The organism is Rhizobium sp. rho-13.1 (genome assembly GCF_007000305.1).
Lineage (GTDB): Bacteria > Pseudomonadota > Alphaproteobacteria > Rhizobiales > Rhizobiaceae > Rhizobium > Rhizobium rhododendri.
The window spans coordinates 944,281-968,069 of the sequence record NZ_SCFL01000002.1 but is presented as its reverse complement, the minus strand read 5'-3'; the positions used below and the strand labels follow the sequence as shown (position 1 = coordinate 968,069).

Annotated in this window: 31 protein-coding genes and 1 pseudogene; 11 read left to right on the top strand and 21 right to left on the bottom strand. The window is 52.5% G+C overall.

Annotation, left to right across the window (positions count from 1 at the left end; genetic code table 11):
- The 6 genes and pseudogenes from EQW76_RS11230 to EQW76_RS11205 form a co-directional block, all read right to left on the bottom strand.
- Positions 1 to 324, bottom strand: a pseudogene (locus tag EQW76_RS11230) (hypothetical protein); the annotation flags it as partial.
- A 295-nt stretch (positions 325 to 619) separates the two neighbouring features.
- Positions 620 to 883: a hypothetical protein gene (locus tag EQW76_RS11225; protein WP_142824420.1), complete on the bottom strand. Its 264-nt coding sequence runs from the start codon at positions 881 to 883 to the stop codon at positions 620 to 622.
- Between the two features lie 3 nt (positions 884 to 886).
- Positions 887 to 3,097, bottom strand: coding sequence for a hypothetical protein (locus tag EQW76_RS11220; protein WP_142824419.1), 2,211 nt, complete (start codon positions 3,095 to 3,097; stop codon positions 887 to 889).
- A gap of 51 nt (positions 3,098 to 3,148) precedes the next feature.
- Entirely contained in the window at positions 3,149 to 4,564 is a 1,416-nt protein-coding gene (locus EQW76_RS11215) for a hypothetical protein (RefSeq protein ID WP_142824418.1), read from the bottom strand.
- 53 nt (positions 4,565 to 4,617) lie between these two features.
- A complete protein-coding gene (locus EQW76_RS11210; protein WP_142824417.1) occupies positions 4,618 to 5,340 on the bottom strand; it encodes a hypothetical protein in 723 nt (240 codons plus the stop codon).
- Positions 5,341 to 5,478: 138 nt separating this feature from the next.
- Entirely contained in the window at positions 5,479 to 5,865 is a 387-nt protein-coding gene (locus EQW76_RS11205) for a hypothetical protein (protein ID WP_244616954.1), read from the bottom strand.
- 166 nt (positions 5,866 to 6,031) lie between these two features.
- Between EQW76_RS11205 and EQW76_RS11200 the strand changes: the two genes are divergently transcribed.
- The 5 genes from EQW76_RS11200 (at position 6,032) to EQW76_RS11180 (ending at position 8,445) form a co-directional block, all read left to right on the top strand.
- Entirely contained in the window at positions 6,032 to 6,313 is a 282-nt protein-coding gene (locus EQW76_RS11200) for a hypothetical protein (RefSeq protein ID WP_142824416.1), read from the top strand.
- A 132-nt stretch (positions 6,314 to 6,445) separates the two neighbouring features.
- Positions 6,446 to 6,835 (top strand): DUF5681 domain-containing protein, encoded by a 390-nt coding sequence (locus EQW76_RS11195; RefSeq protein WP_142824415.1) that lies wholly within the window; start codon positions 6,446 to 6,448, stop codon positions 6,833 to 6,835.
- Positions 6,822 to 7,325: a hypothetical protein gene (locus EQW76_RS11190; RefSeq protein WP_142824414.1), complete on the top strand. Its 504-nt coding sequence runs from the start codon at positions 6,822 to 6,824 to the stop codon at positions 7,323 to 7,325. The genes EQW76_RS11195 and EQW76_RS11190 overlap by 14 nt, the downstream gene beginning before the upstream one ends.
- A gap of 183 nt (positions 7,326 to 7,508) precedes the next feature.
- On the top strand, positions 7,509 to 7,904 hold the full coding sequence (locus EQW76_RS11185) for a hypothetical protein (protein WP_142824413.1): 396 nt from the start codon (positions 7,509 to 7,511) through the stop codon (positions 7,902 to 7,904).
- Positions 7,905 to 7,956: 52 nt separating this feature from the next.
- Positions 7,957 to 8,445 (top strand): hypothetical protein, encoded by a 489-nt coding sequence (locus EQW76_RS11180; protein ID WP_142824412.1) that lies wholly within the window; start codon positions 7,957 to 7,959, stop codon positions 8,443 to 8,445.
- 1,092 nt (positions 8,446 to 9,537) lie between these two features.
- Here the strand turns inward: EQW76_RS11180 and EQW76_RS11175 are convergent.
- The 4 genes from EQW76_RS11175 to EQW76_RS11160 all read right to left on the bottom strand — a co-directional run bounded on the left by EQW76_RS11175 (position 9,538) and on the right by EQW76_RS11160 (position 14,035).
- Positions 9,538 to 10,152, bottom strand: a complete 615-nt coding sequence (locus tag EQW76_RS11175; protein ID WP_142824411.1) for a recombinase family protein — start codon at positions 10,150 to 10,152, stop codon at positions 9,538 to 9,540.
- Positions 10,153 to 10,418: 266 nt separating this feature from the next.
- Positions 10,419 to 11,912 (bottom strand): P-loop NTPase fold protein, encoded by a 1,494-nt coding sequence (locus EQW76_RS11170; protein WP_142824410.1) that lies wholly within the window; start codon positions 11,910 to 11,912, stop codon positions 10,419 to 10,421.
- A gap of 106 nt (positions 11,913 to 12,018) precedes the next feature.
- The gene (locus EQW76_RS11165) at positions 12,019 to 12,351 is read right to left on the bottom strand and encodes an endodeoxyribonuclease (protein WP_142824409.1); all 333 of its coding nucleotides are present in this window, start codon (positions 12,349 to 12,351) and stop codon (positions 12,019 to 12,021) included.
- Between the two features lie 832 nt (positions 12,352 to 13,183).
- Entirely contained in the window at positions 13,184 to 14,035 is an 852-nt protein-coding gene (locus EQW76_RS11160) for a hypothetical protein (RefSeq protein ID WP_142824408.1), read from the bottom strand.
- A gap of 252 nt (positions 14,036 to 14,287) precedes the next feature.
- On the opposite strand from EQW76_RS11160, the gene EQW76_RS11155 reads away from it, so the two are divergent.
- Positions 14,288 to 14,668 (top strand): hypothetical protein, encoded by a 381-nt coding sequence (locus EQW76_RS11155; protein WP_142824407.1) that lies wholly within the window; start codon positions 14,288 to 14,290, stop codon positions 14,666 to 14,668.
- On the opposite strand, the gene EQW76_RS11150 is transcribed toward EQW76_RS11155, so the two are convergent.
- A complete protein-coding gene (locus EQW76_RS11150; RefSeq protein ID WP_142824406.1) occupies positions 14,644 to 16,803 on the bottom strand; it encodes a hypothetical protein in 2,160 nt (719 codons plus the stop codon). The two genes, EQW76_RS11155 and EQW76_RS11150, sit on opposite strands and share 25 nt — an antisense overlap.
- A 1-nt stretch (position 16,804) precedes the next feature.
- Here EQW76_RS11150 and EQW76_RS29025 point away from each other — a divergent pair, with 1 nt between their 5' ends.
- Positions 16,805 to 16,945, top strand: a complete 141-nt coding sequence (locus tag EQW76_RS29025) for a hypothetical protein (RefSeq protein ID WP_153816510.1) — start codon at positions 16,805 to 16,807, stop codon at positions 16,943 to 16,945.
- Here the strand turns inward: EQW76_RS29025 and EQW76_RS11145 are convergent.
- The 9 genes from EQW76_RS11145 to EQW76_RS11105 all read right to left on the bottom strand — a co-directional run bounded on the left by EQW76_RS11145 (position 16,931) and on the right by EQW76_RS11105 (position 21,317).
- Positions 16,931 to 17,218 carry a hypothetical protein gene (locus EQW76_RS11145; protein WP_142824405.1) on the bottom strand — a complete coding sequence of 96 codons (288 nt, stop codon included), beginning with the start codon at positions 17,216 to 17,218 and terminating at the stop codon, positions 16,931 to 16,933. The two genes, EQW76_RS29025 and EQW76_RS11145, sit on opposite strands and share 15 nt — an antisense overlap.
- 53 nt (positions 17,219 to 17,271) lie before the next feature.
- A complete protein-coding gene (locus EQW76_RS11140; RefSeq protein ID WP_142824404.1) occupies positions 17,272 to 17,703 on the bottom strand; it encodes a hypothetical protein in 432 nt (143 codons plus the stop codon).
- A gap of 64 nt (positions 17,704 to 17,767) precedes the next feature.
- On the bottom strand, positions 17,768 to 18,091 hold the full coding sequence (locus EQW76_RS11135) for a hypothetical protein (RefSeq protein WP_142824403.1): 324 nt from the start codon (positions 18,089 to 18,091) through the stop codon (positions 17,768 to 17,770).
- Positions 18,091 to 18,564, bottom strand: a complete 474-nt coding sequence (locus EQW76_RS11130) for a hypothetical protein (RefSeq protein WP_142824402.1) — start codon at positions 18,562 to 18,564, stop codon at positions 18,091 to 18,093. Before EQW76_RS11130 ends, EQW76_RS11135 begins: the two co-directional genes overlap by 1 nt.
- Positions 18,565 to 18,588: 24 nt before the next feature.
- The gene (locus EQW76_RS11125; protein WP_142824401.1) at positions 18,589 to 18,807 is read right to left on the bottom strand and encodes an NUMOD3 domain-containing DNA-binding protein; all 219 of its coding nucleotides are present in this window, start codon (positions 18,805 to 18,807) and stop codon (positions 18,589 to 18,591) included.
- Between the two features lie 39 nt (positions 18,808 to 18,846).
- The gene (locus tag EQW76_RS11120) at positions 18,847 to 19,470 is read right to left on the bottom strand and encodes a hypothetical protein (RefSeq protein ID WP_142824400.1); all 624 of its coding nucleotides are present in this window, start codon (positions 19,468 to 19,470) and stop codon (positions 18,847 to 18,849) included.
- Positions 19,471 to 20,161: 691 nt separating this feature from the next.
- On the bottom strand, positions 20,162 to 20,410 hold the full coding sequence (locus EQW76_RS11115; protein WP_142824399.1) for a hypothetical protein: 249 nt from the start codon (positions 20,408 to 20,410) through the stop codon (positions 20,162 to 20,164).
- 70 nt (positions 20,411 to 20,480) lie between these two features.
- Complete coding sequence (locus EQW76_RS11110; protein ID WP_142824398.1) at positions 20,481 to 20,837, bottom strand: Rap1a/Tai family immunity protein; 357 nt, start codon at positions 20,835 to 20,837, stop codon at positions 20,481 to 20,483.
- A gap of 120 nt (positions 20,838 to 20,957) precedes the next feature.
- Positions 20,958 to 21,317 (bottom strand): hypothetical protein, encoded by a 360-nt coding sequence (locus EQW76_RS11105; protein WP_142824397.1) that lies wholly within the window; start codon positions 21,315 to 21,317, stop codon positions 20,958 to 20,960.
- 122 nt (positions 21,318 to 21,439) lie between these two features.
- Between EQW76_RS11105 and EQW76_RS29020 the strand changes: the two genes are divergently transcribed.
- The 4 genes from EQW76_RS29020 (at position 21,440) to EQW76_RS11090 (ending at position 23,240) form a co-directional block, all read left to right on the top strand.
- A complete protein-coding gene (locus EQW76_RS29020) occupies positions 21,440 to 21,598 on the top strand; it encodes a hypothetical protein (protein WP_153816509.1) in 159 nt (52 codons plus the stop codon).
- Positions 21,595 to 21,849, top strand: coding sequence for a hypothetical protein (locus tag EQW76_RS11100; RefSeq protein WP_142824396.1), 255 nt, complete (start codon positions 21,595 to 21,597; stop codon positions 21,847 to 21,849). Before EQW76_RS29020 ends, EQW76_RS11100 begins: the two co-directional genes overlap by 4 nt.
- Positions 21,850 to 22,038: 189 nt before the next feature.
- On the top strand, positions 22,039 to 22,371 hold the full coding sequence (locus EQW76_RS11095; RefSeq protein ID WP_142824395.1) for a hypothetical protein: 333 nt from the start codon (positions 22,039 to 22,041) through the stop codon (positions 22,369 to 22,371).
- A gap of 98 nt (positions 22,372 to 22,469) precedes the next feature.
- Positions 22,470 to 23,240, top strand: coding sequence for a hypothetical protein (locus tag EQW76_RS11090; RefSeq protein ID WP_142824394.1), 771 nt, complete (start codon positions 22,470 to 22,472; stop codon positions 23,238 to 23,240).
- 57 nt (positions 23,241 to 23,297) lie between these two features.
- Here the strand turns inward: EQW76_RS11090 and EQW76_RS11085 are convergent, their stop codons facing one another.
- Positions 23,298 to 23,579, bottom strand: coding sequence for a hypothetical protein (locus EQW76_RS11085; RefSeq protein WP_142824393.1), 282 nt, complete (start codon positions 23,577 to 23,579; stop codon positions 23,298 to 23,300).
- Positions 23,580 to 23,789: the final 210 nt, after the last annotated feature.

Genomic DNA, 23,789 nt, shown 5'->3' with positions numbered 1-23,789 from the left:
CGCCAATTTACCACGCGCAAAAGCAAAAATCCTGCGGTTCACCTCGGATGGATACTCTGAAAGAGTTGGGCTTGTGTCTTCTTCAGCGTCTTCCGCTGCATCTTCTGCGTGTTCTACCGGCTCGTCGGAGGCCTCAACGGCTTGTTCCTCTGTGCTTTCGTTTTCGTCATCAGACGGTAGTAGTGCCTCATCGGCACCGTTCTCAGCATTGCTTGTATCCGTTTCGGTTGCACCATCGCTGGTGTCCAAGATACCCATAATGCGGCTTGCGGCATCGTCCCGCGACAAACCAATTCCGTCACCGGAGTTGCTGGTGTCATCCATTGGGGTTTTCTCCCTTTAGTCTTTTTGCTCCGCTGGTTATTCCAACGGTTGTCTGCACGTATTTACTCAGATGCGTTCAAACGTCGGGATTCTGCGCGGAATGCGGGAACAATTTCCATTTCCAAGGCTTGCGTTTACAAGTTGCACGGGACCGGACAAAAGCAGATGCAGAAGCCTACCGTGATCTTCGATCAAGTTACGAAGAGTGCCATCCTTGTCGATGGCGAAGCGTTGATCCCCTTACCCGGCACTCACGCAAACCAGCGAGATGCCGAAGAGGTCGCAAAGGCATTCATCAGGCGCCGTCAGTCGCATTGAACTGCTGGTTGTGCTTGGTCATCTCGGCTTCGGCCATGTAGCCGGCGAATTTGCCCTTCAAGCGCACCAACACGTCGAGTTCCAAGTGGAGACGTTCGCGATACGCCACATCCTCACGAGGGCTTTCAGCCCACGCCTTGTATAGGTCGCGCTGGATTGCCTCCCACGCGCCCTGATAGACTTCGTTTGAACAAATGCGGTCTGCTTCCAAGCCACGAGCGATCAGTTGGGTTTCGTTCATTGTTTACGCTCCCTGTGGTGGCATTGGAGCCTGTGGTTGCGGCGCTTGTTGCGCACCGTGCATCTGGCCCATCATTTCTGCCAACTGGGCCATGTCGGCCTGCATTTCATTGCTGGGGCTGTTCTGTTCGGCTTGGATGGCTGCGATATTGACCTGTGCCCCGTATTTGGCGTTTATCTCTGCCGCCTTCAAATCTCGATCTTGAACCATCTGGTCGCGTGCTAGGTCGTCGTCCATTTTCAACTTGAGCAATTCGAGTTGGAATTTCTGATCCGCTACGTGCGCCTGCTGCTCGATCCCGGCCTGTGCGATCTTGGCCTGAATTTCTTCCGGGCTTGGTGGCTGCGGCTGTTCCGGCTTGGGTGGCAACTTGGAAGGATCGTTGAAGAACGCACCCACGTTCTTGAAACCTGCGTTTTCCACCATCTGCGCCACTGTGTGATAGACGTTCTGCGGGGTGCTAACGCCTGCACTGAGTGCCTGCGGGTTCATCTGCAAATTCAGGATTTGCGTGTACATGGCCTGATTGTAGTCTTTGTTCATCACACCAAATGCAACGTTGGTGCTCATGTCCATCGACGGGTCCCAATTATCCGTGGTGATGGGAACGGCATTACCAAGCAAGCGGCTGATAAGAACCTGCGCACCTTCGGGCTTCTGCACAAGCAAGTCCGTCATGATGCGGAACAAGTAGGAGTACCCGGTGTCGGCGAAATAACGGGCTACCTGCTCCACTAGCAACTGCATGGAATTGGCACGCTGGCTACTTGCTGTAGCTGTTGCATTCTGCAAATCACTGGCATCTACGGCCATCATCTGACCGCCAACGCCTGTTGTGTAGTCGATATTGCTTTTGATCACGTCTACAAACTGCATGGCAGGACCACCCGAGAACGGCACATTCACGTAGTTGATGCCGTTGGTGGGATCACTCGAACGGATCAGTTTGCCGGGATGAGGATTGAGTAGGTCGTCCAGATTGACCGTCTCAGGATTGACCACCTTCATGGGGTTTACGCTGGCGTTCAACCCGTCGATGCTCGCTCTCATGATGCGGCTGATTAGTTTCTGGTCATCACCGATCTTGTCAGCGATGCCATGGCCGAACAACGTGTTGGGCAGCGGGAATGGGCAGAATGCCGCGTAGGGGTAGAACTCGCTGACTTCTTCCTGAGCCAACAGCACAGGTGCATTTTCGAGATCACCCGCGATTGTCAGGTGAACGTGCTCGCGAAAGCCATCGCCGTCGATATCCAGGCGCGTGTAAACTTCGTACACGTCAACATCATCCTCGACATCGCTAACGCCTTCGTCAAAATCCACCTGCTTGGATCGCTCCATGCCGATGCCGGTTGTGGAGTTTTGGGCCGATGTGACCTTTTCAACCTGTTCTTCGTCAAAGCCCATCTCAAGCAGTTGAGCGCGTGGCATCACGCATTTGTGGCCCTGAATGCGGGCCTTGATGCCGCCGGTCTGCTGGTCGAAATCGGCGTCCTTGCTGACGAAGAAATCTTCGGGCTTCACGTTGGTTATACGCATCTTCCACGTGTTCTTGCGCTTGCGCATTTTGATGTCGCGCATCTGCGGCATTGGCTGGCCCATCTGGGCAAGCATGTCGGGTGTGATACCCTGCGCGGCCAACTGCGGTGGGATTTCTGCGTCGTAGGGTTCGCTGCGGCTTAGGATCTGGATTTTGTCGTCGTCTTCGTCCTGAACCATTTGGACAAGAGCATCTTCGCTGACACCCTTTAGGGTCTGTGCGGGGGTGAAACATTTGTCCTCGTAGAAATCCACGTTGACGATACCCAAGCCAGTAATCAGGCCGTTCTTGATCCACGGCGTCAGCATGGTCACGTGGGAGTTCATGTTGCGAACGATGGCGTTCAAAACGTCGGTCATCTGCTTGGCAACAGGAACGTCTTCTGGACCCTGTGCGGTAAACTCGACCACCTTGCTTTGACTGTCGAAGATTTTGAGAAGGTTCGCGCCTAGCCAGTCAACACGCTCGGCAACATCGGGACTGACATATTTGCTGCGTCCACCGAGTGCCTTGTCGCCGTCGAACTGCTCGCGATTGTAAAGTTCTAGGCCGCGTTCCTGCTTGTATGAAATGTTGTCATTGGAAAAGCCAACGGCATCGCGGAGTTTGGTGGCAATCTTACTGGTGATTTGATCATCGGTTAGAGGCGTGCTCGCCTTCTTTTTGCTTGCCATTGCGGCCTTTCATGAGCCCTTTGCGGACTTCTTTTTGTTGTATATTTGCGATCACTCGTACGATTTCACGTCCGCGTATTTGATCGGCTTGCTCCACTCGTATTTACCCTGATGGCGGGTTTTGACACTGGCAAAGGTCAGGGCCAGAGCGTCAGCGCAGTCGGGCGATGCCTTGCCCCGCTTGCGGATAGACTTCTTGTCTTCAACGAGGATTTTGCCGCTGTCGTCGGTGTATTTTGGAAGAATGAGTTCTTCTTGCAGACCTACATGGTTTGGAATGCAGACGTTGCCGCCGCCGAACCACTCCCGCATTTCCCACCACAGCTGCGCTCGCAGATTGTAATAGAAGTTGACCTTTCTCGTTGGCTTGCGCTGCGTGACCACATCGGTGACCGGCAGGCCAAAGTCCTTGAGAATGGACCAGACACCATGCCCGATGCCGTTGGCGTCAATGCAGATGTCTTTGGGTTGCTGTGACTTGGGGGTCGCGAGATAGAGATCGCGGATTTTGTAGGCGAGTTGCGTGCCATCGAGGCCGCGCAACTCCATGGGCATTTCCAGAACGGTGTTGTCCTGGCGCTTGATCAGAACTGACCTGTCGCCGTTCTTTGATCCTGCTGGGTCCAGCCCCCAAACGATTGGGCTACCCGGCGCTGGAACTGCATCGTCGTTATCAATGGCCGAGATTACGGAGGCCAGCGAGATAATGCCGTCTTCTTCTTGTAGGGGAAATTCGCCCTCGACGTGGATCAGGTATTCGCGCGAGCCCTTGCCGCCGTAGGAAATGGTCATTTCCCGCAACTGCTCGTCCGTCATCAACGGATTGTCGCTCATCTTGCCGTGGACCTTGGTCCAGATCGATGAAACGTCCTCGTTCTTCCACGTGTCGTAGAAAAACCCTGTTACACTTGAGGGGTTGGAAATCAGGCACAGTTTGGGATTGGGATCGGTGAAGATGTTACCCAGAACGGTGAACACCTCATCGGGAACACCTGTGGCTTCGTCCACGAGAACGAAGTTGTTCGTCATGTGGATACCGCGAGCCGTCTCGATATTGTCTTTGTTGGCTAGTCGGTATTCCGCAAATGCACTCGATCCCGCCCCTACGCGGGTGATCTTGGTGGCAGCGTAATCGTATTCGGCCTTGAAAAAGGGGTCCATTCGGCCATAGAGGATGCCGAGTTCTTTCCAGATGCCCGACTTGATCTGGCCATCGGATGGGCCAAAAATGGTGACCTGCACGTTGTTATGGGTGAATAGCGCCCACCAGACGATAACCGCCATAACGTGGGTTTTGCCGAAGCCAACTCCACCGCGAAACGTGATGCGCTTGTTGTTTTGAAATGCCTCAGCGAACTCAATCTGCTTGGGGCGAAGCGTGCTCTTGAAAACGCTCTGTGCGAAAAACGCGATGTCCTGTTTAAACGCCGCAAGTAGAGCGACCATCTTGTCGTTGTCGATTGCCATAAAATACCCAGTGTTGTCGGGTATTTAGGCGGACTGGCTATTCCGCATGCCGCTCAGTTCGGTGGTGTGGGTGGCGGGTTGACCGGCGTGTTGACGCGACCGATATCCAGCGCTGTGAGTCGGATGGTCTCAAGGATTTTAGCGTCATCGCGAACCGCATCCCGGCTGTGCCAAGCCACCACGATCTTGCCAATGGGAAATCCGCGTAGGTCCTGCACTCCACAATCGTAAACGACATCTGTGCCCACGCTGCGCATGAGCGCTCGGATATAGGTGCTTTTGATGTCGTCGCGGGTCCACTTCCCACATGCGACCTCGTTTCGAGCGGGAAACAACACGGCGTGGATTTCGGCGAATATGCTGTTGTTGACCTTGTCGAAGTTGTCGGGGATGAACGCGATCCCCTCACCCACAAACGGGCACGTCAGGTTCGAGTAGTTGAAGAAAACTTGATTGAGCCCGTAGGTTGCGTTGGTGAAAGACCAGTATGTGGCCCTATCCGCGCTCAACGTGCGGCCTAACTCATCGATGGCAGCGCATGTAGTGGCGTCACGCGGAATGCTTTCCTGCAAGCGCTGTGCTTCTACTATAGGCGCTGGCTGTGCATGGGCTACAAACGCTGAAACGTCGAGTTTGTTGGTCACAGCCATGTAGCCGATAAAGCCCAGTGCGGCGAACAGGATGATGATGATTGTGGTTCCGATAAACGCGAGTGGCGTTTTGGCGAATGCACGTACCAGCGTAGCAAACCCATTCGGGATAAAAGAGAAGTCCATGGGATGCCTTGGGTATGAGAGTCGTCCCGGTATTTAATCGGAACCAGTCAAAGGCGGCATCAAACAGAGCAGAAAACCAAGCATGGAAAAGCCCCGGATTTCTCCGGGGCTCCAGTCGGATTGGCCAATCCGATGTTGTCATTTTGCCTTCTTCGACTTTGCGCGTCCTGCCTTCAAACGCTCAGACCGTTCTGCCGAGTGCTTCGCGATAACCCCTTGTAGGGCCTTGTCCTGGCGGATCACGTCGCCAGCGGCTTCCAAGACACCCACGACGCCAGCCAAATCCGCAGCCTTGAACAGTTTTGAACCAGCTACTTCAAAACCATTGCGACCGATACGGACGATCCATTCCCCACCTTGCTTGCGAAACCACAGGCTCCGGCTGCTGAAGGTTTTGCCGTTGTCCATGGCCTTTGCCATGTCGATCTGAGCGACCAGTTTGCCAAAGAAAATATCCATTGGATTAGCAGCACCAACCTGACCCACAGTTGCAGCCGACTTGAGCAGTTCCATTGCGTTTGTCATTTTCGATCTCCGTTTGAACCAACAGCACCGTGCTGCCGTACCATCGTCCAACAGCCTTTGATTCATCAGGGCAACCGGAGATTTCCTATTATTTTCAGGTAGTTGATTTGGACTGCTTATCCGCTTGTTCCCGCTAAATATCAGTAGAAATCAATGGGGAGCGCATATGAGCAGAGTTCTAATGAATATCGCGGGGGGTTATCTCCGCACCACTGTGCAGGACACAATCGAGAAGCACCCACAACTCAGCGTGGCGGAAGCAACCGAGGTTTGGGTCAAAGCCCGATACGGTGGTTGGATCGAGAAGAACCTTGAGGGCCATTATGTGATCGGCGATGTCACCGAGAACTCTTTTAGCATCATCTTCGATAACCCCAACGATGAAGACATATTCCTGAGAGACGTGGGCGGTCGAGTTGTGCCGCTGGAGGTTGCCGATGGCGAGTAAAGCAAAACAAGCCCGCAATGTCCGAAATGCCGTTTACTGGCGGATCATCAAAGCCGTTCCAAGTGCCGCGAGTATGCCCGCTAATCAGATTAGCCTATGGGTAGATCGCGTGATCGCGACGGGTGAAATGCAATGACGGATAAACCCAAGCGCACCCGCACACCCAAGCAGATCGCAGCGGGCTTTCAGAAGGGCAAGAGCGGCAATCCCAGCGGTCGTCCACCAGTTCCACCGGATGTGGTGGAAGCAGCCAAAGCGTTGACCATGGAAGCCATCGATACACTAGCCGATGAGATGCGAAACGGCAAAAACGGCAATTCACGCGTTCAGGCAGCAAAAGTTCTGCTAGATCGTGGATGGGGTCAGGCCAAGCAGAGCGTTGATGTTGATGTCACCCACAAACAGGACATGAGCAGCCTTTTGGACATGCTTGCGCAGTGGGACGAAAAGAAAGCCACAATTGCTGCGGCTAATGCGCCACTGGTGGTTGAACACGTGGAGGTGCGCAATGGACAAGAATGAACTGGTTGAGGTGATCGAGCGCGATCTAGCCGCGTTGGCCACATACGAGCCCCACATTAGCGAAGTCGTGGCAAATGCACTAGCCGATATACCGGATTGGGACTACGCCACGGCCAGTGCTGCGGTTGAAAACATTTTGGTCGGCTTGAGATCAAATGCGGAAACCGCACACGGTATCGTCAGTGAGATATCCACAGAGCACATCGAGGATATTACTCAATGGCAAGCAGAGCAGCAAAACGCGGCATTTGCGGCAGCTGCCGGAGAAGGAACCGTGAGTACCCCCACGTACTGGGACGACTTTAAAACCTTCGACATCAAGACGTGGGATGAAAACCAAGCCTTTTTCGATGCGTTGGAAATCCAACAAGGCAACTCGTGGCCGTTGCGCCAGCGCTGGATGTATTTGGAGAACACGCGGGTCTACAAAGTTTTCGACAACGCCAGTGATGTAGCGGCTTGGAAACTTGCTAACGGTAATGCCAGTTAGACCAAGCGAGGGGGTCTCATGTCGACGTGGGGGCGCCACATAAGGGGTCTAACTGGCAATTGAGTTTTGCCGTGACTGCCCCACTCGCGTCAATCGTTTAATCATTCCTTGGGTTCACATAATATTTCCGCTTGCCCAGCCAGACGCATTGACAATGTTCGCGTTATGTTCCTATGATTTGCCATGGACAAGGATTCCTTTCTCAGACTGCAATACCTCAGGATGATCAACAGCGATGAATTCGTGGTTGAGCAATGGCGGTCGAGCATTGATCGTTTTATCGCCGATATGTGGGAGCGAACGCCCACCGTACCGGGAAGACGATTTCTTGCACCAGTGGACCCCACGCTAGGATTCTCACCCGACAATGTGGAATGGCAGTTCCCCCGGATCAAATCGAGATCAAAGGCGAAAATCCCATCTAAACAAGTGGTGCGAGAAATCGCAGTGCGGCTGACAAAAGCGGAACGCATGGTGATCAAACAGGCAGAGCGAGAACTGGCTATCGAGGAAAAACGCAAAGCAATTGCTGCGGAACTGGCCGCTTGGAACAACGGATCTCTTACCCGCAGAGGTTGATTGCAATAAGCGGACTCATGCGGTGTATGTTCTCTTTAACAGGAGAATTGGCATGCGCAGCACGATTGAATTTGTCCGCGACAATCCCACGGCTATCAACGGCAGCGTGGATTTGTGGCACAATGGAACCTTCTACCACCTACAAGCGTACAACGGCCCGCAGATACACGAGTTGAACGCGACGAGTTGGGTGCTCCACGCGGACAAAAAAGACAAAGCAGACCGCCGTTGGATTTGTGAATACATCCTTGAGGCTTTGAGTGGCACATTTTTGGAATTGGATTATGCAAAGACCAACTACCTTTGCAGCAGCGGGATTAGCCATCGCACGGGATTCAGTCGGTATCTCAATGAGAAAACCCGCCCCGATTTGCTGCTGGAGAAAGTCACGCTGGACCACACCATCGATTTGCTAAGCGTAAGCATGAACATCAAAGCAAACGGCGTTGAGCAAGATATCAAGAAATGCGGGGTCCTGTTGAAGGGAACTGGCGATGCTGTGCAGTGGAAGTTGGCGAACACAGATCTAGATTTGATTTAGGGAACTTCCTGGCTCGGTTTCAAAAAATTTGAGAAACACCTGTGAGTACAGAAAAAATGTCTCAGCATTGCAAGTGACGCGTCAAAACATGCTATGGTTCATAGGTCTTTGACATCGATATCAGATGGTTGGAGTTATAAAATATTATTTCACCTCCAGATTTAATTAAGACGCCATTTGCAGTGGTCATTAAAACTGTTGCGTTAGCGTAGTTTTTATCATCTGCGTGGATCGTATACTTTGAACCGTGATCAAGTGCGTCGACCGCGAAACGCTGCCCCCATACGAAGCAGAATACGTTGGAGATTACGACGAAAAGTACGAAGGTGAATATATTTGTCGTTTTTGATACTTTTATAGACCAAAGGCAATATATTATTACAGTACACAGCTCCAATGCCCACAACATCGCCGTCGTATTCGACGAAATTTTAACATCCCTGAATGTGAATATTAGGCAAGCGATGCTAGTCGCTATTAGAAAAATGGTCACCAGCGGGGGCACACGGGTTGGGCTAATATTCTGCTTGATTGCGGTATTAATCGCATCGTCCGTCATTACCGCAATTATCAAAAACAGTAGGCCGAATTGGCCGCCTCGTAATACGAGATTTATGAAACTCCCATCGATAAGACTCGGGAGAAAGTTGATCCCGACAACAGAAAGAAATCCGAATACATTTGCGGCTTCTCCAATTGCTACAACACCACAAAAGATGATTGAGAACGTTGCAATATCTTGAAGGGTTAGATTCTTTAGCATTGACATGGCACCGAATGAAAACTTTCGGTAGTCTATCAAAAATTTGGGAACAATCTCAGACTGTAGAAAAATTATTGGTGCACTATACAGGTTTTACTTCCAAACCTACGGGGGGGGGTGAGTGCTCTGTGCGAGCCCCCCCCCCAAAAAAACAACATTTAATACTGATAGTAAAAGAGAGTCCTTAGGAGGCTCTTCCACTGGGTCCTATGCATTATACGCAGTGCATTGTAGGTATTGCACCAACGCGACCAGTGACTCTCCTAAGGACTCTGTGAGTAATGCTTAGCGTGCTCACATCGTTGTTATGTTGCCATCGATTAGTACCGTCAACCATTGATTCGTCTTAGCAATCGGACTACTTGGCCACTACCCCACTGCGATCCATTGACCGTAAGCAGACCACGTCCGTTTAACTCTCGTGCTATCTGTGCGGGCAATACAGCACCGTCCGCAACGATCTCCTTGACCGTTGCATCAAGTGTAGCGGCGAACGCATCTGCTGCCGTTGATCGCCGTAGGTTTGTTCCCCACGCATCTCCCCTCGCCCGTTTAGCTGCGATGGCCGCCTTGGTCCGTTCGCTGATCATCTCCCTCTCCTTCTCAGCCACAGCGGCCATTATGTGGAACTGGAAGTTATCCGCATTAGGAATGTCCACGGCCTTGATGGGCACGCCTTCCTTCAACAGACCCGAGATGAAGTGGACATCGCGAGACAGCCGATCCAACTTCGCTATGACCAGCACACAGCCATTGGCCTTAGCCAGTGCCAGCGCTGCCGTTAGTTGGGGCCGATCATCTCGCTTGCCGCTCTCGACCTCGGTAAACTCCGCTATTGGATCAGAGCCACCGTAATTCAGCACGGCTTTGCGCTGTGCCTCCAGGCCGAGACCTGATTGCCCCTGCGTTGCAGTGGATACCCGATAGTACGCGACGTATTTCATTTCGAACCTCAGACACAGAATGTGCGTTCTGTGTCTGCTGCCAAAAGAATGTAAGGGCGAGTGAAAAGATCGGTTGCCCTTATATGGTGTGGAAGTATGCTGTGGTGGAAGACGCAGAGCGTTAGGGCAAGGTAGCCATGGCTATTGGTTGGTCAGCCAGCTGTCGGCAAAAGCCCGGGACGAGATTGGGCGGGCCGTGAGGATGTGTACATTGTGACAAGTAACCGAGCCCGCTGCACTGATCGGATATTGATCCCAATCCTAAATCAGTCTCCACTAATCGTTTCGAATTTGGTGAAGCCGCGCATAGAACTGATTATTTCCGGATAATCATTGATCAGGCTGGAAGCAGCCTCCCCACGAACACGCAACTCTTGCATGATACAATAGCCAATGTCTTGAAGGAGTGGCGAGCCATTGGCGTTATTCAGTTCCCGTTGAACCTCAAGGGCCGCTTTTCCTAGCGTAGTATCACTTACGAAACCCATAGTGCGGTTAATCCAATCAGCCACAGACAATGCATCTGCTCCAGGTATGGATTTAGTAGGGAGCTGCAAATAGTGCCCCAGCCTGTTAGGACGGATAAAAAAGTCACTTCTTTCCGCTACAGTTTTTGTTGGCGTTTTTTCCAATACAGCGATGATGAGCGGTATTAATACGATTAGATGTATCGGAACTTGATAATTCCAGACGGTGGTTATACTCGCCAACACGTCCATCATATGCTCAAGCCGTCTATTATCTATGTTGTAATGGTTAGCGATCGCGGTAATAACTTCGCAGTAGTCTTCGATACGATAAGGCACATAAAACTTTGAATAATCCAAACCATATCGGTCAGCCATAGATCTAACGAGCATGTATCTGCTAGGCGTAGGCAAAGTATATGGTCGGTTAAAGAACCGGCTCAGGTATTTCTGGCTGTTAAAGCCCTCCCCGTAGACCGCCTTAATCGAGTGCGCCAGCTGCTCCGTATCCGTTGCAATCAGAAAGACAACATTTTCTACGTTGAACAGGTGCTTGATCCGTTCCAACATCGAAATCGCATAAGTTGGGCGGCATCGGTCGAGCTCGTCCACGAAGATAAAGAATGGCATGGCCTTTCCGTCTAGCCGTAGTGCCTCGACTATCTCTCCAAAACTCTGTTCGAAATTGAAGATGCTCTTCTTTGCTGCGGCAAATTCCTCAATCTTGGCTGTCGCATAGCTGTCCACAGCAGCGGTTACGATGTCTGCTAGGGGCTTTTCTACAACTTCGGCTGCCGTAGTGATGGTCTCATCTGACGCGAAGCCATCGAGAAGCCCGGCGATTTCATCTTTGCCACCGCCAATGGCTTTCTCGATCAACTTTCCCGTCATCCCCTTTGCGGCGATCCACATGAACTTGCCGGCGTTTCGCTTGACCACTTCGAGTTGTTTCAGCAAGCGGTCTTTGACGCCTTTATCTCGGGCTTCAAACTCCTCGATATACGCGGCAAACTCCGCAAGCACTGCGGTGAACGGGTCGTCGGAAAAGTCATCGCGCCATGCGTTGATAAAAACCGCTGGGTGGCCATTTGCTAGCACCTGCTTGTGCAAGCGCTCCATGAAGAAGGATTTGCCCTGCCCCCATTCCGCGTCGATATTCATCACGTAGGAGCCGTGTTTGCCTGCCGAGGCTCGCTCACTCATTCGGCTGACAACAAACGTATAGAGGAGGCCAGCGGCGGTCTCTCGCTCCAGAAGATCCCCGGCCCAAATGTCCTCAACTGCCTCGCTCATGCCTGCCTCCGCTTAGGTTCGAAGCATCTTACTCGCGAATGTTTCGAACAACCATTGCGGCAGAGGGGTTTAGCACAACTACTTTTGGGCTCATTTGGTCAGTCGCTCAAGCCCTACGCCATTTGATCCCGTTGGCATCGCACCATGCCGCATAAGTGGTTTTGCTGGTCTTGCTGATCTTAGCATCAGGGTTCTGAAACACGATGGTCACGCTCCAGTCCGGGTACTGCGCGGCGATGGCCCTATGCTTCTGCCGATCTTCCGCTGTGAACCTTCCCTTGACTTCAAGAATTTCCTTGGCGGATTCATTGACGAAATCGGGCAGGTAATGTTTCGTAAGTTGAAAGGGCAATCGCTTGGTTTCATATTGAAATTCTGCAGGAAGTGTTGCAGCGACCTTTGATTCTAGTTTGTTTCTATAAGTGGGTGTTTTGCTCATCCCATACTTATTGGTTTCCGAATCCCCCCCTTGGATTCGCCTTGCGGACCATTTTGCAACGATGAAAATCTTGTCGCCTTTTGGTTCGTTTCTTGGTGCGATATAGGCGCAAGTTGGTAGCCGGATAGCAACATCTCAGCGCAAGCATCTGACTTTGCACGGCTTTCTCGTTTCCCTCTGTTTCCACAGGCTCACCCACCAGATATTGTGGTTAGCGGAACATTAAAAACCAGCCCTTGACGATCGAGGCCGAAACAAACTTAATAAGATCACGTTACGGCGGTGACGAACCGGATATGTAAACGAGGCCGGTTCCTTCTCAATAATTGTCTCAACATCAACGATGGTGGTTCGCAAATCGCGTCCCTCCCTCGCAGCGAACCTGAATCCAACAAAAAAAGAAAGCGAGTAAGCAAACTGGAGAAATTGATCGTTTAATACTAAGTTTAGTGTTTACCGCAACAATCGCCACAAGATACAGAGGCAGCGCACCAACAAATGCTTCTGCAAGTAAGCCGCATACAAACCCTAGGACGCGATAACGAGCGTACTGGGATCAATCAACTGCGCCATCTTGCGAGATGGGCACACAAAAGGATTATGACAGTGAAATTCGAATGGTTTAAAAAGTTCAAGTTCGCGTTGGAGCCCAAGGTGATGAGGATGCTGCTCATGCTGTTCGTTGCATGGATTGCACCGCATTCACATGGCGCAATGCTGGTGGACCTTCTGATCTAGGCTCTAGAAGCGCCGATGACTTGGGTAGCAACGATGAGTAAGGCCAGCGGGGGTTGCTCCCTTTGGCCTTTCTCCCCTTATCGGACTCGGCTTCTCACTTCGCAATGTTCAAATTTAAATACTTGTTGAACTGCATGTCGATTTCGTCATGCATGTATTGTTCAAAGAACCACGAATCTAATTCCTTCGTTTCCGAACTTATTTCGGCCTTGATCACTCTCAAGCGCTCTTTTTCCACTTCGATAGCCTCAATGTTGCTCTCCGGAGGATGGGCAATTGACGCCTGTGAACTACCTAAACCTATGACTTCATTGTCGGAATATGAAATTTGCGTTGCAATCTCCCAGTCGCAGTTAATCATGCGTTCTTGCAATCGCATTGCCTCACCGATTGCATTTACAATATCTAACAACCAAGAGGGTATGTCTGATTCGAAAATAAATTCTGATTTGCGCCTGAGATTGTCGAGTGCGTCGTAATCGTCCTGGCCATAAAAATTCGCGTCGCGGTGCTGATTTGCGAACCGTAGGAACTCGTTGTAAACCTCGACGCGCTTTTCAAACATCGCCATTCGATGCTGGAAATAGGCAGTCTCCTTGGCTGTATCCGCCTGTGTTTGCATGGCTGCGGTTTGCGCCTCAAGGAACTTGACTTGTTCGGCAGCTGATGCGGCCTGCTGCTTTGACGTTTCGGATTGTTCCTTCATTACATTCCGGGTCAGCACGAGTTCCTGCCCTTGGATCATTGTAGCCACGAATAGCCAGAAGAATGCTAGCGGCGCAAAGAAGCCAGCAAGCACGTCGCCAATCTCATTCAGTTTGAGGTCGGTGAATTTCTGCGTGAAGGCGGGTTCGTTGTGAGCGATCCATGCCCCAACCACCACCACATAGATGACGGTAATGAAAATACCGGACTTAACCCAATTCTGCGATGTAAAGTTCTTCAAGACAGCGGCTCCTCCAACCTTGGGAGTATGCGTGATTCTCAGTTCACGGCAAAGTTGATCGCCTTTTTCGTTTGAGGTTTAGCGAAAACCCTTAAAGCCGAACCGCCAGAACCAAAGTAAGGATCGTGGATGACTTGACCGCAAGAAGTCCGTAGATCAGCAACGACAAAACTCTTGGGTGGATGATCAACTTAAACTTATTATAAAATTCGAAATTCATGGCTTGGTCCCCGACGTTGTTTGGTTGCTCTCTTGCAGTTTCATTATAGCGGGATGGTCGAGCGAGCGCGCAAACTCGACCGTGAGTTTAAAAATACTTTAGTGCTTGCGCAGGTAAGGGCTTTGGTTGCTCTTATTAGGCTGCGCTGGCCCGCCTACGTCAAGAAAATGGCTGATGAAATTTTGTCGCGCTCGGGAACCTTGAGGGGGTCGGGGGTCAAAGAAAAAGCCTGCCACGTTTGCAGCAGACTTTCTCATGAGGACCAACGTCTGTATACGGGACCATTCCCGCCGCATATTTACGGCACGAAAAAGCCCGCCGGGGTTAACAGCGGGCTTTACCTAAGTTTGGAGAAACTTGTGCGGCTCGTTCACTTCCGCATCCGTATTTATGCGCCGCCGATCCACGAGTAACCACCGCCGCTGCCACCGGTTGTTACGCCGGTTTCCGATTGCTTGAAACGCGTGAGAAGATTGCCGCCACTGGTTCCGAGATAGCCAACCACATAAAAGGGACCAGCACCCAAGCCGGAGAGGTCTACGCCGCCGCTACCGCCCACGCTGTTGAAGTTCGAGCCGTTCCACTGTGAACTTGTCGTTGTGCCGTTGGAGCACCACAACTTTTTCGTATCCATGTTGATTGCAAAGCGTGCCAGTCCTCCGTTCCCATTCGTACCAACTGAAACTTTGTTGGTACCGTTGTAGGTGATCTGACCTGTTGACGAGACCCAAGCGATGGCGTTGGCCGAGGCCGCGGGATTGCTTGCTGTGTTTGTTGAAATGCCGCTGAGAAAGGCCGCGTTGCAAAAGCCAACTGCCGTTCCTGCTGCCGTGGTGGTCGTGACTTCAAAGTACCATGTGCCTGTTGCGGGGATTTGCGTAGTTCCCGCTACCGCTGCCAGTGCGGAACCTGTGCCAGTCCATTGAACAGTGCGGTTGCTATTGCTGAGGATGAGGTTTGGCGAAATGCTCGATGGGTCCCATGTTGCAGCTGCTGATGCCGCAGTTACAGCAGCTGTCGCCGCGCTACTTGCTGTGGCTGATCCGTGAAGGTTGGTCGCAGTGACGGCAACTGTGAGGGTCGATCCGAGTTGCGCGGATGTCACAGTGAAAGAGGCAGTGTTCGCACCGCTTATAGGTGCCCCACTGGCTGACCACACGTACGTATAGGTACTGGGCGAATTCTGCCACGTGCCGTTGCTTGCGGTGAGCGTGCTGCCAACCTGGGGTGTACCAGTGATCGTGGGCACAGCCGTGTTGACTGGATCGGGCTGGCTTACGATGCTGGAGTTCGAATCCGCGCTTGCTGATCCACCCGCATTGGTGCCGGTCACTCGGACAAAGATGGTCAAGCCATAGTCACCTGCAACCGGCGTATACGTGCTTGAGGTAGCCCCGCTCTTTGCCACTCCCCCGATAAACCAACGATACCCATAAGAGGGCGAGCCGGTCCACGTTCCTGTGGTCGTGGTGACTACTGTTCCCACGTTTGTGGTCGTGCTCATTGTCGGAGCAACAGTATTCACGGGAGCAACCGTGGTGATGGGACCCAGGGCGTTTGAGGTGGCCAAAGCCGATCCATTCGCATTAGTTGCGGTTACCACGCAGGTAAGATTCGTTGCATTGTCAGCTGCCACAAGGACGCGGCTGCTGTTGGTCGAGCCAGATATATTTGTGCCGTCGCGCTGCCATTGATACGTGTAGCCGGTTGGCGAGTTTGTCCACGTGCCGTTGGTCGTGGTGAGGGTCGAACCCACTGTGGTCGTGCCGGAAACAACAGGGGCAACCGTGTTCGCGGGAACGGGGTTTGTGATGGGTCCGACTGCCCTGCTGGTCACACTTGAAGTGCCGTAGGCGTTTGTCGCGGTGACAACTGCGGTGATCTGAGTGCCAATATCAGCGCTGACGACAGTGTAGGTATTGCTGGTGGCGTCGGGAATTGCCGAGCCGTCACGCTGCCACGCATAGGCAAGCGTGGGTGAATTTGTCCAAGTCCCATCGGACACCGTGATGGTTGATCCATTGGCTGGCGTGCCGCTGATCGCGGGTGCCGCTGTATTCGCTGGCGTAGGATTGACGATTGGGCCGATGCCATTGCTGGTCGCGGTAGCCGTGCCATAGGCATTCACTGCGGTTGTGGTCGTGGTGATGGTCGAGCCGACATCAGCAAACACACAGACGTACGTTGCGGCGGTTTGACCCGCAATGGTGTTGCCGTCGCGTTTCCAGACCCTGCTAAGCGTGGGATTGTTTGTCCACGTGCCGTTACGTGCGGTGAGGGTCTGGCCGTTTGCGGCTGTGCCAGTGATCGACGGCGCTACAGTAGTGACCGGCACTGGATTTGTGACGGGTCCAATCGCGTTTGAAGTCGCGGTTGCGCTGCCCGAGGCGTTTGTCGCCGTGACCGAACAGGTGATCGATGTGCCTACATCTGCAAGAACGCTCACGTATGTGGAAGCTGTCGCAGTGGATATTGCCGTGCCATCGCGAAACCATGCGTAGGTGTAGGTCGTAGGCGAGTTGGTCCATGTGCCGTTATCGGTGGTCAAGGTGGAACCGATTTCCACGGCTCCCGTAGCAACAGGAGCAACCGCGACTACGGGTACTCCCGATGGCAAGGCCGGTATCGGCAAGAAGCCGATGGGGCTCCACGATATGCGCCAGCAGAATGTCATTTTATCTGCTGCCTAGGCTCGCACGTACTGTAACGGAATTGGCTGATGGGCTCTTCGCGTAGACTTTATCCGTGGCGTTCAGCGTGAGAACAATCGAGGTGTCGCGTTCACGCTGGAGAACGATGAAATCGTTCGATGCCACAGCGGGAAGTGCCTGAGCCACTGCGATATTAACGCTTGGGCTAACCGGATCGATCTGGATCTGTGCGGAAAGGATTGTGCTGCCATCGGCAATCAGCGTCCATGCTGTTCCGTTGACGCTTGTTGCTTGAGTAGTTGTGGTGGCCATACGAGCGCTCCATTTATTGGGGTGCTAGTATTTATTCGCGGAGGCAGGTCCGCTTACGGGATGATCTGACGCAGGGTGATGTTGTCGTAGAATGAATCGCCAGCGGCAAATTGCGCAAATCGAACGCTGACTTGGCTGGTGGTTGCGGTGAAGAAGACCGTCTTATGACCCGCTGAGATCGTGCTGTTATAGTAGTCCATGGAGCCCGGACCTGTTGTTCCGATATACAGCGACGAGGAAATGCCAGTCATGTCGCAATCGAACTGGTACGTGTTGCCGGTGATCAACCCTGATAGCGTCTGATCGCTGCGGGCTGTGCCCGTCGTTACGTTCAGGTTTAGTCGGCCTGCGCTCCATTGGACCAACGCTGGAGCCGTGGACACGTTTGTCCAGCCGGTGAAATCGGTATCAAAGGTGCCATTGGTGATTAGATTTGGGCGTGGAATGAAACCGTTGTTCCAAGAAAAGCGCCATTGAAAACTCATACGGATACTCCATTAACGAGGTATCCGTATTTACCGTTTCACGTCAGAGTTGCTCTGGAATGACTTAGCCGTGTGCGAGTTTCAGCAGCATCGTAGCGTGATCATGCTCCGACATGAGAAGTTCGAGGGCAAAATGTTTCTCAGTTGGCTTGCAACGGTAGCCTGCTACATATGGGGCAAATCTTGCAACGATGGCGTCGAACATAATGTCGGTGAGGTCGAGGTTGTCGACTGGCTCGTTATTCGCCCACAGCGACGCGAGGTGATCATGCAAGACGACGTCAATGTTGTAATCGCTCGGCTCCCATTCCGCGTCTTCGATATCGACAAAGCATTCATTGTCGAATTTTGAGACCGTGTAATCGGAAACGTAGGTGACATGACCCATCACTTCACCGCCTTTGGAATGACGATGACATTGGAGCCAACAGCCGTCATGATCGCGTTGATAGCGCCCAGCTGCTTTGCGCTGAGGTCTTCGCCCATCCGACCAACCACGTACTTGTGACGCTTCTTCAATTTCGCTGCGACACCCACGAGGACATCACCGAGGGTGGACCACTTTTGGATTTGCTTGCCGTAGATGCCCGAGCGCTTGTCTAGGATCGCATTGAGCTCAGCCGTCGCATATGGGTTGCTGAGGTCTGCGCGGAGCTCCATCACGGCGGTTACGAAATCGCAAAGCCGCTTGTGGTCGACGTCCGACAGTCTCACGTATTTGACCGAGCCTTTGCCCTCTTTCGATGGACGCTCAATTAGCTCGCTGGTGTTGATCGCAACGGTTCGTCCGCGTGCGCTGGTGCTGCTACGTGGAAGCGGTGCAGTTGTGTTGGTGAACAGGGTATCGTCTAGCTGTGTCATGAGGGTTTCTCCCTTTTAGTTTTCTTATTGCTGCTGTCTGGATTTGAAGAATTCGATTGCCTCGGCCAAAGCGGCTTCCGCCTGCTCGACCGCTGCAAGCAAGCGCTCGTTCAAATCGCGCGTGCTCTGTTTTGCTTGTGAGAGAGCCGCTTTGTGGGCTGCCGTTAGCGGCTTGCCTGTTTTTGCAGCGCGGATTTTCGCAATCGTCTCGGGCGAATGCTTGTGGCCTTTTGTGAATGCCATTGGGAGTTTTCTCCTTCTTATATGTTGTCGATAACTTATTTATGCCTGGGCGAGCGCGGTGCGTTTTGCCGCCTTGGTTGCCTTCATCGACGCGCTGATACGTGCGCGTTCTTCGGGCGATTTGGTCTTGCCCAGTTTTGCAGCCGCCTGCTTTGCGCGGGTTTCAGCGGACACCTCATGGCCCATCAAGCCGTTGCTGATCGCCTTTTTGGCCTTCTTGGTGCGGGGCTTGCCGGTCTTGGAAGCACTGATACGCGCCTTGCTGGCTTCGGTGTGCGTGTCGCCCTTCTCGAACTGGTTGACGCGCTTGCTCATGCGACGCGTCGTGTACACGGCCGTGGATGCGTCCATGATTTTGGATCGGAAACTGGTGCGATCCTTCCATGACAGGCAGTAACCGGACCAACTTTTGAAAAACGGCACCAGCGTGCCTTGGTTGAACTGCCTGCGAAGTTTTGACCGCTTGCCTGAGCCGATCAGCGCGAGGAATTCCTCGAAGGTAAGATTAAAGGTCACGCCCTTGGCAATCTGGTCGTGCTTGGCCTTCTGGAAACGATCATGCAGGATCATTTCGAGGTCAGCGGGCAGATACATATTGCCCTGCGTGATGGCGGCGATAACCGACTTGGCAGTATTCTCGTGGATTAATTCTTGATTGAACATAATATAGGCCTTTCGAAAACGTGATCGGAACCCCTTCCGACAAATGTATTTATATGTTTGCTATAACTTACGCGCCCTTTGGCCGTCATTATTTAAAAACGGCAAACAACGAAAAACCTAGACCGCCGTAAAGCGTGTCTAGGTTCGTGGGGTTTCGACGCGGGCCTATTCGCGTCCCACTATTTACTGTAACGGGGTGTCTGGACTTAGATACGACGCTCACGGAGCCAAGTTAACAGGTTACACCCATTAGTCTTATAATAGGCATTACACTAACAGGATACGAAGTTAACTGGATACATCCATATATGTAATATACATATATAGACGCACCCACTTATCTCCATTTCCCATTAGCGCAAAGCGCTAGCGCCTGCGGCTCGCTCCGCGTTTTCGGTGGAACCGAAAAGCACTCGCTCGTCCTAGCGCATGGGCTGACGCCCGTTTCCGGTGGAAACACCAGTTTCACTGGCTATTTCCATCTCGTTCTTGTCTTAGTTCCGTGGGTTATTGGTAGGTAGACGTAGCGCGATTTCGCAGCAAATCCAGTGGGTTAGATTGCCGCTAGATGCAGCCGCTCCGTCCAATAGAAGCCCGCACAGCGCGATCAGCGGCTTCCATGTGCAATGCAGCGCGGATGCCTGCCGCGTGTGTATGACGCTCCATTGGCTGCCATTTAGGTCCAGTCGGCTTAGGCGTCTTCTTTCATGCAGTACGAGCACAGGCCCTTATCGTCATAACGCGGGCCGAGGTTGTCCATAAAGTTCCTGGCCGCCGCGACCGTCTCAAGCCCCAAGGAGGGGTAAGACGGGTGCCAATAGGTTGGTCCACTGCCCTTGTCTTGGTTCTCCATTCCCTGACCGTCGCGACAGAACTTGCATTCGCCGCTGTGGATGCGAGCCCTCTTGCTAGGCGGAATGACTTTTACGAAATAGGCCATGAGTCCTCCATGTTTTCACTCAGAATATAGAAAAGGCCTGTGCCGCTTGTCCACGGCTCTCCGTTGGCTGCTAGTGACAGGGCCATGCGTTGATAAAGGCAACCATTGCCAGTCCAGCAGCTGCCTTCTCTCGGTGCTCAGGATTTTCCTGAAGATACTTGCAAAAGACGTCACCGAGCTGCCCTGCGGTTACACCCTTGGCAAGACAATAAAGTCTTGGTGCCTTGGGACCTGCGAGCAGCGCTTGGCTTGTGTCCGCAACCGCCATCACGAAGTGATTTACCGCAACCCGACCCTCCTGCTTACAGATCGCATTCATGTCATTTCCAGACAGGTACTGACAAATCCCCGATGTGGGAATTGACACCACCAAAGCGGCGATTAAGAATTTTAGCAACTGCACTGCCCCCGATGCTTGAATGTCCAAACCACATCATTAGACGTGTGGTTGTCAAGTCAGCATGAAAAACCCACGCGCCTGTGAAGAAGCGAGTGGGCTGAAAAGCCGAGGAAAGCGGCCACAAGCAATGTTTGTCAGCATTGCTGCTTATTTATGGTCCTGCTCGGCTCGTAGTTCCTCGATCCACTGACGGCGGCTCAACACGCGCATGGTGGGGTTCTTTGGTACAGCTAGACCAGCCTTGCCTTTGCGTGGGGTGTTCGTCTCTTGCTTCCACTCATTCTTGGTCATCGCCCGCATGTTGTCGGGTGTCCACGGCAAACTGGGGTCGATCTGCATGACGATCACGCTCAACGGGGAAGCCATCTTGGCAGCTCGCATTGCCGAAGCATTCCACCACGTTAGCCATTCAAAGGTGGTCATTGCCCACGGCTGTTTGTTTTGCTGGGCTCGATTTCTGGCCCGCTGATAAAATTGTTCGAAGTAGGCAAGTTCCTCTGGTGTCACGCGATATCCCCTTGAGACGACTGCGGGGAGACCCTTGTAGCCTCCCCGCTTGAGCAGCCACGGCACGTTCTGTGTCCGGTCGGATATTTACAGGTCGGTAAATACGGAAAAGAGGAGAACAAATGAAACTCATCATCCGTACCGCAATGCTAATGGGCGTAATTTTGTGGACAGGCGTGAACGCCGGCGACCTAATCCTTGGTGCCCCGGTTTTTGACCACATGACAATTTTGGTTCTTGGAATTTCCAACTGGGTCTACATGGAGGCCGACGCAGCATGACGGAAAAGGAAATCAACGACAACGCCCTACAGATCGCAGTGACCCGCTTGGTTGACCGGATGCAAACTGACCGCATCGCCCATGACCTCGCCATCGCACAGATGATGGAACGGCTCAGCATTGCCGGGGCAGCGCCCATCATGGGCATTACGATCCCCCACTGGACCCCTTATTTGACAGCTGAAGAATTCAACACGCTGGTGGCATGGCGCGAAGGCCAAAATATGCTCATCCATAAATTATCGAATTAACCATAAGTTAACAAACCCTTAACTGACCCGCTCTTTTTTATTGCATCGGCCCGCTGCCTTCAGGTATACCGACGCCTGAACGTGAGTGGGCCTCGGCCTATGACTCTGGCCTCGCAGGCCGAACGGATCACTAAACCGCAATCGCAGTTTAACGGAACCTTGTTCCGGTAGTGATCCTATGGAGTCCTCATGACTGACAAAATCCAAATCATCCTTGGCACCGACTACGGTCGCCACAACGACGACGACCTCCAAGCCGTCTTGAACGTTCTTTTGAACGGCATCAACTTTGCGCAGTGGCGTCCTGTCGACTGGGGCGACGACACGTACCGCTGCTACCTGCCTGCCTCCTGCTCAATCGTTCTCGCTCTGGGCAGCGGTAACATTTCCATCATTCCTGAAACCGATCTCGACCTCGCAACGCAGACGCCGCTCGAAGTTGAACTCTACGAAATTCCTGGTTGGACCGATCGTATTTTCTCGCAGATCTTCGAAGCAAACGGCTGGTCTGACGACGCGTAACTAATAGCCGGGGCTTCGGCTCCGGCACCCTCCCCCATTTTTGAAATCACAGCGTCAGACCGACGAACCATTTCGGCTGCGCATTTTTAGGAACTGCAATGCTGAACCTTCAAGTTTTTATCGACAGCCTCATGCTGCGCATGGGCTACACCAAAACTGCACTCATCCCACCTCCAGCTGAGCAGCTTTTTGTACCGCCGCTGTCTAATAATGCCTTCCGAGAAATCGGCGGCGGCAAGGTCTTATTCCCTATTGCTACGAATAAAGCGGGTAAGCCGATCATTTTCGAACGCAACGTCGCGTACATTGTTGGGTTTAACGGTCATTGGCGTAAAAAGCGCGTTGTCTCGCCCGACAGAGTCGAGACCGAGGACACAGAAGACGACATCGAAGACCGGGTAGAAAACTCAATCCCGGTTGTGTCTGTAATCGAAGAGCCTACTGTCGCTGCTGTGAAGGCCGTGCATAAGCCACCTACTGAGTATCGACAGACATACAGCCGGATTCACGCCCGGTGGAGCAAGTTAATGGCGTCTTGCTACGAGGTTGATCATCCCGATTACAAATACGTTGGCGCTCAGGGAGCAACCGTCTCCGAGCGTTGGAAAAATTACGAACTTTTCAAAAAAGACCTCATTGGGGCCGGCGGTGCGCCGTTTCTAAAGACACTCGTTCGAATAGATGAAACTCGGCCTTTTGGAGAAGGAAATTTCAAGTTCGTGAATCTAAGTCGAAACTTGACCGACGATGAAGTTCGCGAAATCCGTCGTTCAACTGAAACTACGACCGCAGCCGGTCTGAAGTACGGAATAAGTTCCGACGCTGTTAGCAAGATCAGGAGATACCAAGTCTACAAAGACATCGATTGACATGGAAAAGGCCGGGAAACACTTCCGGCCTTTTTCATATTCCATGGGCCATCAATTTTAAAGCAATGCAATCGCCGGATCGGTGTTCAGGATGATTATCACGTCGATCGCCCTAAAGGTTGCCGCGCCCGAACTCATCAAAAGCAAGAACGTACCAAGCGCATCTTTTTGGGATTGGCCTGATTGGGTTTCGTAGACAACCTCAGTTGTCTTGTGGTCGACATTGTCGCGCAGCCAACAAAATGCCTCGATTTCCGCTTGCGGGCTTAGATGTGCAATCTGTATAAAAACCCGGTCGCCCTCGACGTGCGTGTTAAAATCCGGTTTCGTCGTCATCATGTGTCCTCCAGCCTTTAAAGCAGCGCATATATTGCCAGCCGAATCGAAGGGCAACCGCAGACTATTACAAGGAAGCCATTCCCAGGACTTCAACTACCGCACAGCGTTCGACCAGTTTCCGCTCTGCACGCCATTCAGCTACCGAAGCGAACACTTGTTCAAACCACTTGCCGTCTACCAATCCCCAAACCTTGAACATTTCAACACCCT

Coding starts and splice junctions, on each gene's coding strand:
- EQW76_RS11100 (WP_142824396.1), top strand. CDS start 21,595: ATGACGGAAAAGGAAATCAACGACAACGCCCTACAGATCGCAGTGACC.
- EQW76_RS11125 (WP_142824401.1), bottom strand. CDS start 18,807: ATGGCATTCACAAAAGGCCACAAGCATTCGCCCGAGACGATTGCGAAA.
- EQW76_RS11185 (WP_142824413.1), top strand. CDS start 7,509: ATGGACAAGGATTCCTTTCTCAGACTGCAATACCTCAGGATGATCAAC.
- EQW76_RS11120 (WP_142824400.1), bottom strand. CDS start 19,470: ATGTTCAATCAAGAATTAATCCACGAGAATACTGCCAAGTCGGTTATC.
- EQW76_RS11195 (WP_142824415.1), top strand. CDS start 6,446: ATGACGGATAAACCCAAGCGCACCCGCACACCCAAGCAGATCGCAGCG.
- EQW76_RS11140 (WP_142824404.1), bottom strand. CDS start 17,703: ATGAGTTTTCAATGGCGCTTTTCTTGGAACAACGGTTTCATTCCACGC.
- EQW76_RS11175 (WP_142824411.1), bottom strand. CDS start 10,152: ATGAAATACGTCGCGTACTATCGGGTATCCACTGCAACGCAGGGGCAA.
- EQW76_RS11145 (WP_142824405.1), bottom strand. CDS start 17,218: ATGGCCACCACAACTACTCAAGCAACAAGCGTCAACGGAACAGCATGG.
- EQW76_RS11085 (WP_142824393.1), bottom strand. CDS start 23,579: ATGATGACGACGAAACCGGATTTTAACACGCACGTCGAGGGCGACCGG.
- EQW76_RS11115 (WP_142824399.1), bottom strand. CDS start 20,410: ATGGCCTATTTCGTAAAAGTCATTCCGCCTAGCAAGAGGGCTCGCATC.
- EQW76_RS11180 (WP_142824412.1), top strand. CDS start 7,957: ATGCGCAGCACGATTGAATTTGTCCGCGACAATCCCACGGCTATCAAC.
- EQW76_RS11130 (WP_142824402.1), bottom strand. CDS start 18,564: ATGACACAGCTAGACGATACCCTGTTCACCAACACAACTGCACCGCTT.
- EQW76_RS11170 (WP_142824410.1), bottom strand. CDS start 11,912: ATGAGCGAGGCAGTTGAGGACATTTGGGCCGGGGATCTTCTGGAGCGA.
- EQW76_RS11200 (WP_142824416.1), top strand. CDS start 6,032: ATGAGCAGAGTTCTAATGAATATCGCGGGGGGTTATCTCCGCACCACT.
- EQW76_RS29020 (WP_153816509.1), top strand. CDS start 21,440: ATGAAACTCATCATCCGTACCGCAATGCTAATGGGCGTAATTTTGTGG.
- EQW76_RS11090 (WP_142824394.1), top strand. CDS start 22,470: ATGCTGAACCTTCAAGTTTTTATCGACAGCCTCATGCTGCGCATGGGC.
- EQW76_RS11165 (WP_142824409.1), bottom strand. CDS start 12,351: ATGAGCAAAACACCCACTTATAGAAACAAACTAGAATCAAAGGTCGCT.
- EQW76_RS11215 (WP_142824418.1), bottom strand. CDS start 4,564: ATGGCAATCGACAACGACAAGATGGTCGCTCTACTTGCGGCGTTTAAA.
- EQW76_RS11225 (WP_142824420.1), bottom strand. CDS start 883: ATGAACGAAACCCAACTGATCGCTCGTGGCTTGGAAGCAGACCGCATT.
- EQW76_RS11190 (WP_142824414.1), top strand. CDS start 6,822: ATGGACAAGAATGAACTGGTTGAGGTGATCGAGCGCGATCTAGCCGCG.
- EQW76_RS11210 (WP_142824417.1), bottom strand. CDS start 5,340: ATGGACTTCTCTTTTATCCCGAATGGGTTTGCTACGCTGGTACGTGCA.
- EQW76_RS11135 (WP_142824403.1), bottom strand. CDS start 18,091: ATGGGTCATGTCACCTACGTTTCCGATTACACGGTCTCAAAATTCGAC.
- EQW76_RS11205 (WP_244616954.1), bottom strand. CDS start 5,865: ATGACAAACGCAATGGAACTGCTCAAGTCGGCTGCAACTGTGGGTCAG.
- EQW76_RS11095 (WP_142824395.1), top strand. CDS start 22,039: ATGACTGACAAAATCCAAATCATCCTTGGCACCGACTACGGTCGCCAC.
- EQW76_RS11220 (WP_142824419.1), bottom strand. CDS start 3,097: ATGGCAAGCAAAAAGAAGGCGAGCACGCCTCTAACCGATGATCAAATC.